The sequence below is a fragment of the Actinoplanes sp. NPDC051475 genome, from assembly GCF_040689425.1.
GTDB lineage: Bacteria > Actinomycetota > Actinomycetes > Mycobacteriales > Micromonosporaceae > Actinoplanes.
In genome coordinates this window covers 469345-476096 of sequence record NZ_JBFAZZ010000004.1, presented here as the reverse complement: position 1 = coordinate 476096, position 6752 = coordinate 469345, and the positions used below count along the sequence as shown (strand labels likewise).

Annotated in this window: 2 protein-coding genes; one reads left to right on the top strand and one right to left on the bottom strand. The window is 69.9% G+C overall.

Annotated elements, in window-relative coordinates; all coding sequences use genetic code 11:
- Positions 1-2012, top strand: a 2012-nt coding sequence (fxsT, locus tag AB0368_RS11775) for an FxSxx-COOH system tetratricopeptide repeat protein (RefSeq protein ID WP_366153757.1), incomplete at its 5' end; no start/stop codon positions are given.
- Positions 2013-2494: 482 nt separating this feature from the next.
- On the opposite strand, the gene AB0368_RS11770 is transcribed toward fxsT, so the two are convergent.
- Complete coding sequence (locus AB0368_RS11770) at positions 2495-6559, bottom strand: CHAT domain-containing protein (RefSeq protein ID WP_366153803.1); 4065 nt, start codon at positions 6557-6559, stop codon at positions 2495-2497.
- Between the last annotated feature and the right edge of the window lie 193 nt (positions 6560-6752).

Genomic DNA, 6752 nt, shown 5'->3' with positions numbered 1-6752 from the left:
CGCGCCGGCCCGGTTCGCTGCCGCCGGTGTGCAATATGCCGCTCCGCAATGCGGCGTTCACGGGTCGGGACCGCATGATCGTGGAGCTGCGGGACAGGCTGCTGGGCGGCGGGCAGGTGTTGGTGCAGGCGTTGCACGGTATGGGCGGGGTGGGCAAGACCCAGCTGGCTGTCGAGTACGCGCACCGTTTCGCCGGTGAGTACGAGCTGGTGTGGTGGATCGCCAGCGAGAATCCCGCCTTGATCGGTGAGCAACTCGCCGCTCTGGCCGTCACGGCCGGGCTGGTACCCGCCGAAACCGATGTCACCGCCGCGGTTGTGGCGGTCCGAAGCCATCTGCGGTGTGCCTTGCGAGCCCTGTTGGTGTTCGACAACGTCGAGCGGCGTGAAGACATACGTCCGTGGCTGTCCGGCGGGAGCGCTCACGTCTTGGTGACTTCCCGTAATCCCGTGTGGTCCGACGTGGCTCGGACGATCAGCGTGGACGTGTTTGCCCGGCCCGAGTCGGTGGCGCTGCTGCGCGCGATCCTGCCCGAGCTGATCGTGGCTGACGCTGACAGGTTGGCGCGGGCGTTGGGTGACCTGCCGTTGGCCGTCGCGCAGGCCGGTGACCTGCTGGCGGAGACGGGCATGGGCGTCGAGGCCTACCTCTCCGCCTTGCAACAGCACGCGGCGGAGCTGCTCGACAGCGACAGTCCACCGGCGGGATATCCGGTGCCGCTGGCCGCCGCCGTCACCGTGGCCGCCGACCGGCTCGCCGCCGATGCTCCCGCCGCCAGGCAGCTGTTGGCTCTGTGCGCGCACCTGGCCCCGGAACCCGTCCCGCTCGACCTGTTCACCGCCGCCGCCGGCCTGCCGGCGGAGCTGGCCGCCGCGTCCGGCAGTATCCTGGCGCTGGGACGCACCGCCGGTCGGCTGACCCGCTACGGCCTGGCCCGCACCACCACCGACGGGTTGCAGTTGCACCGGCTCACCCAAGCCATCCTGCGCGACACCGACCCCCGATCCGGTGTGCACCGCAGCACCGTCGAACGCCTGCTGATCGTCGCGGAGCCCGAAGACGTCATCAACCCCGCGTTGTGGCAGCAGTGGAGCCTGCTGATGCCGCACATCCTGGCCTGCGATCCGGCCGGCACCGACAACACCCGGCTGCGGTGGCTGGCCTACTACGCCGGGTGGCACCTGCTTGCCCGCGGCGACGCCCGCACCGCCCTGCCGCTTGCCGAGCAGCTACACACCGCCTGGACCCGCCGGCACGGCCCCGACGACCCCACCACCCTCAACGCCGCCGGTCTGCTCGCTTTCGCCCGCCGTGAACTGGGCCACTACGAGGAGGCCCACCGCCTCGATGAAGACACCCTGACCCGGTACCGCCGCCTCCTCGGCGACGATCATCTCCACACCCTTAACTCCGCCCGTGACCTCGCCGTGGACCTGCGCGAGCTGGGTGAGCTGGAGCAGGCCCGCCGCCTCGACGAGGACACCCTCGAGCGGCTCCGCCGCGTCCTCGGCGACGACCACCCCACCACCCTCGTCTCCGCCGTCTGCCTTGCCATGGATCTGCGCAAGCTGGGCGATTATGAGCAGGCCCGCCGCCTCGACGAAGACGCTCTCGAACGGAGCCGCCGCGTCCTCGGCGACGACCACCCCACCACCCTCGCCTCCGCCGGCAACTTCGCCACGGACCTGCGCGAGCTGGGTGAGCTGGAGCAGGCCCGCCGCCTCGACGAGGACACCCTCGAACGGAGCCGCCGCGTCCTCGGCGACGACCACCCCATCACCCTCGCCTCCGCCGGCAACTTCGCCACGGACCTGCGCGAGCTGGGTGAGCTGGAGCAGGCCCGCCGCCTCGACGAGGACACCCTCGAGCGGCTCCGCCGCGTCCTCGGCGACGACCACCCCCACACCCTCGGCTCCGCCCGCGGCTTCGCCATGGATCTGCGCGAGCTGGGTGAACACGAGCAGGCGGATCGGCTGGAGGAGGATATGGCGCGCTGGCGGAGTGACCCCTGATCCGCCCAGCCGTTGGAACCCGTACCTTTCACTCGCTCACCGCTCGCGCGGGTGCCGTACGACCTGCGGCACACGCGCTGCTGTGTCGACGTAGCTCAACGCCGCGGTGTCGGCCACCCAGGTGGCTTAGTGGGCGGGGCACAGCGTCGCCCTCCCGCGCGTCAACGCGAAGTGCATCGTGGGGGAAGGAAGAGGCCGCTCGGCGTCGCATCGAACAAGCGATCCGGGAGCAAGAGCGCTGGTGGCGAGGCCGCCTGGTACGCCACGGAGATTCTCCGCGGACGGCTGGACATGGCTGGACACATGAGTAAGGCCCCTCCCTGCCGTTCGGCTGGTGAGGGGCCTTCTTGTGCCTGTGGTGGCGGGTAGAGGATTCGAACCTCGGTAGCTTTCGCGACCGATTCACAGGCAGCTCCGAGTGTCGGAACTTAACAGACGTTGACCTGGTGTGCCTTCCATGTGGATTGTCTGATTCCGGAGAGTCACAGCTCGTCCTCGCCAACCTCGGCGCCGCGCGTCTTCGCCGCCAGGTGAGTGACCTCGCGTTGCCGTGTGGTGTTGCTCGGGTCGGCGGCGGCCAGCCGTTGGGCGATCTCCAGGGCTGCCTGGTGGTGCTTGTGGGCGGTGTTCGGGTCGCCGGCGGCGACGGCGAGGTCGCCGAGTTTGTTGTGGCTGATCGACAGGTCGCGTTGCCATGTGGTGTTGCTCGGGTCGGCGGCGGCCAGCCGTAGCCGGATCTCTAGGCCTGCCCGGTAGTGCTTGTGGGCAGTGCTCGGGTCGCCGGCGGCGACAGCGAGGTCGCCGAGTTTGTTGCGGCTGATCGACAGGTCGCGCTGCCACGTGGTGTTGCTCGGATCGGCGGCGGCCAGCCGCTGGGCGATCTCCAGGCCTGCCTGGTAGTGCTCGCCAGCGGTGCTCGGGTCGCCGGCCGCGACAGCGAGGTCGCCGAGATTGATGCGGCTGATCGCCAGGTCGCGCTGCCAGTCGGTGTTGCTCGGGTCGGCGGCGGCCAGCCGTTGGGCGATCTCCAGGGCTGCCTGGTGGTGCTTGTGGGCGGTGCTCAGGTCGCCGGCGGCGAGAGCGAGTTCGCCGAGTTTGTTGCGGCTGATCGCCAGGTCGCGCTGCCATGTGGTGTTGCTCGGGTCGGCGGCGGCCAGCCGTTGGGCGATCTCCAGGGCTGCCTGGTGGTGCTTGCGGGCGGTGCTCAGGTCGCCGGCGGCGAGAGCGAGTTCGCCGAGTTTGTCGCGGCTTACCGACAGGTCGCGCTGCCAGTCGGCGTTGGTCGGGTCGGCGGCGGCCAGCCGTAGCCGGATCTCCAGGCCTGCCTGGTAGTGCTCGCGGGCGGTGCTCAGGTCACCAGTCGCGACAGCGAGGTCGCCGAGATTGTTGCGGCTGAACGACAGGTCGCGCTGCCATGGGGTGTTGCTCGGATCGGCGGCGGCCAGCCGCTGGGCGATCTCCAGGGCTGCCTGGTAGTGCTCGCCGGCGGTGCTCACGTCGCCGGCGGCGATAGCGAGGTCGCCGAGATTGTTGCGGCTGATCGACAGGTCGCGCTGCCAGTCGGTGTTGCTCGGGTCGGCGACGGCCAGCCGCTGGACGATCTCCAGGGCTGCCTGGTGGTGCTTGTGGGCGGTGCTCAGGTCGCCGGCGGCGACAGCGAGGTCGCCGAGTTTGTTGCGGCTGATCGACAGGTCGCGCTGCCATGTGGTGTTGCTCGGGTCGGCGGCGGCCAGCCGCTGGACGATCTCCAGGGCCGCCTGGTGGTGCTTGTGGGCGGTGCTCAGGTCGCCGGCGGCGACAGCGAGGTCGCCGAGATTGTTGCGGCTTACCGACAGGTCGCGTTGCCATGTGGTGTTGCTCGGGTCGGCGGCGGCCAGCCGTAGCCGGATCTCTAGGCCTGCCTGGTAGTGCTTGTGGGCGGTGCTCAGGTCACCAGCCGCGACGGCGACGCCCCCGAGCCGGCTCAGGATGACCGGCGGTCGGTTCTGCCACCATGGGTCATCCTGTTTATCAGGGGTCAAGTCAAGGTCCAGGGCAGCTTGGAAGTAAGCGCGGCCGCCGACCAGGTCTCCGGCGTCGACGGCTAGGTCTCCAAGATCGACCAGCAGGACCGACAAGTCTCCCGTTGCCTTCCCATCATTCGGGTTGGTAGCACGTCGCTGCTCGACGGTCTGGCGCATGTCGTGCAACAGAATGCGGGCGCTGGAGAGGTCACCTGCAGTGCGAATGGCCTCGTACTCCTCTTTGGCCACCAGAAACCAGGCGGGGTCGGTCCGGGGGATCAGGGCGCGGATCTCGGCGAGATAGGCAGCGGCGGCGAGCACCCCAGGCAGGACGGCGATGATCTGACGGGCTAGGCCGGGGATCTGGTTGGTCTGACCAGTGGCGGCTAGGTGGCGTGGGATGTCGATCAGGTCGTCGTAGCCGATGCGGCGCTGCTGTACGCGGCGCCGCCTCATCCGCAGAGCGCGTTCATGGCGGCCGACGAGATCCGGGTCGGGGCGGCGTTCGAGGAGTTCGGCGGTCCAAGGGTGCACCAGGATTTCATCACCCGGAGCGAGCAGCGTCAGATCGGCGAGACGTTCCACCGCAGCCGCTAGAGCGGTCAGGGGCAAAGCGGCAGGGGGCGCCGCAGTATCGGAAACTGGGTCGGTCAAGGCATAGGCGAGGTCGCGAAGGGTCATCGGTGCTCGGCTGACCGATAGTTGCAGCAGGACTTCGAGTTCGTGGCCGGACAGCAGGCCGAGAAGTTCGTCGAGGAGGATGTCCGCGCCGCCGAGTAGGAGGGCGTGCTCGATCGCGGCGCCGACCGGTCTCGGGTGGCGCAGGTCGATGCCCTCCCGGGCGGCCAGCTGCCGGAGCTTCACCTGGACATCCCGCAACCGTGCCGGGCGTCCACGCAGCAGCGCATCAACGTACTCGATGAGCCGCGGATGTCCGCCGATGGTGCGAGTCAGCAATCGGAGGTCGTCGCCGGTCAGCCCGCGCAGTGCGGGCAGGCGCAGCAGGAGCCGGCGCAACTCTGCCGGTGACAGCGGGCCGACCTGCACCGGCACCAGGTATCGGTCGTCGCCGGGTAGCGGATATCGGCAGGTCACCAGGATCACCGCGGTGTCCGCGGCCTCGCACCACCCGGTGAACACCTCGTCGAACGCCGGATCCAGGAACGCCGCGCCTCCCGGGGAGAGGTTCTGCTCGAAGTCGTCGAAGACCAGCACCACCGGCGCCACCTGCAGCACCTGCCGAACCAGCCCGGTCTTCGCCGTGTCCGGCACATCCGGCGACGCCAGCACCGCCGCCATCGAATCGCCCGGCCGAGCCGTCGCCAACACTGCCGCCAGACCGGCGAAAAGGCCCGACGGGTTCCACCGACCCTCGTGCACCACCGGCAGCATCCCGTCGCCGCGCAGCCGGGTGACCAGCCGACCGGCCAGAGCGGTCTTACCGATGCCACCGACTCCGATCAACTGCACCCCCGTGATCACGCCGTGCACGTCGCAGGCCGGTTCGGTGCGGCGCAGTATCCTGGTCGCCTCCCGCAGCTGGGAACGCCGGCCGATCAGCCGGCCCAGGCCGAGCTCTCGCACCGACGTACCCGACGGCACCACCACCGCGCTCAGATCCACCGGCGGCTGATCCACGTCGATCAACGGCCCGTCGTCGCCGGCGCACAGCAATGTCGCCACTGCGTACTCTGGCCGTGGCGTTTGCTCACCCGCCTCGTGAACGCGTTCGACCACGCGCCGGGCCCGGGCCAAAGCCCCCGCAGCCCCGGGGGCCTGACTGCCGGCCGGCGCGACTGTCAACTCTCGGTAGAACTGGGAAAGCAACCGGGTCGCATAGCTGTCGGTCACAGTCGCCTGCATCGCCAGCACCCTGTCCGCGCCCGCCCGCACCAACGCTGCCGCCAAGGCATCCCCACCACCGGCCGCGCCGGCACAGGAGGACAACACGATCAGCGGCACCTCGACCCGCGCGTCCCGGATCGCGGTCATCAGATCCCGGCAGCCGACCGGTTGCGGGTCGCCGTCCTCGTCCTCCAGTTCCACCTCCGATGCCGAGCCGTGCGCGGACAGATGCAACACGTGGAAGTCCGATTCCTGCAGCGCCTCGCGAATCTGTGACAGCGACGCCACCTCCAAGATCCGCACCTGACCGCCTGCCCCGGCGGCGAGATCACCCACCGCGTCCAGGAGCGCCTGCATCTCCGCCTCGACATCCAGCGGCGCGTTTCGCGTACGCGTCTCTTCCGGCGCCGCCACCGCAGCCAGCACCCGCAACGGTCCCGCCAGGCGTACCGCCTCCCGCTCCGAACCCGCGCCGCGGACCTGCCGGCGCACGCTGACCCCGCCGATCAACGCCACCGGCCCTAGCTCCTCGCCGCCAGTGGTGGTCAGGCGTAGCACCTCCACCGGCATACCGAGCGCCTCCCCGTCCGCCCGCCACACCACCTCGACCTCATCCCGCGGACGCAGCCCACCCACCAGATCCGCCACCAGCCGCTGCCCTGCCTCGTCGAACACCACTCCCGCCAAGGTGCGCCCCACCGCCGCCAACTTCTCCTGCGCCACTGCCGCCGGACCGGTCAACGACTCCCACACCCGATCCAATTCGGAGGGAAGCACCGCCTCTCGGACGCACACCGGCGCCCCCGCCAAGCTCACCTCACACGTGAGCCGCCGACCGTCCAAACGGGCCTCGATCAGCAACTCCGTTGCCAAACCTGCCGAGGCTGTGGCC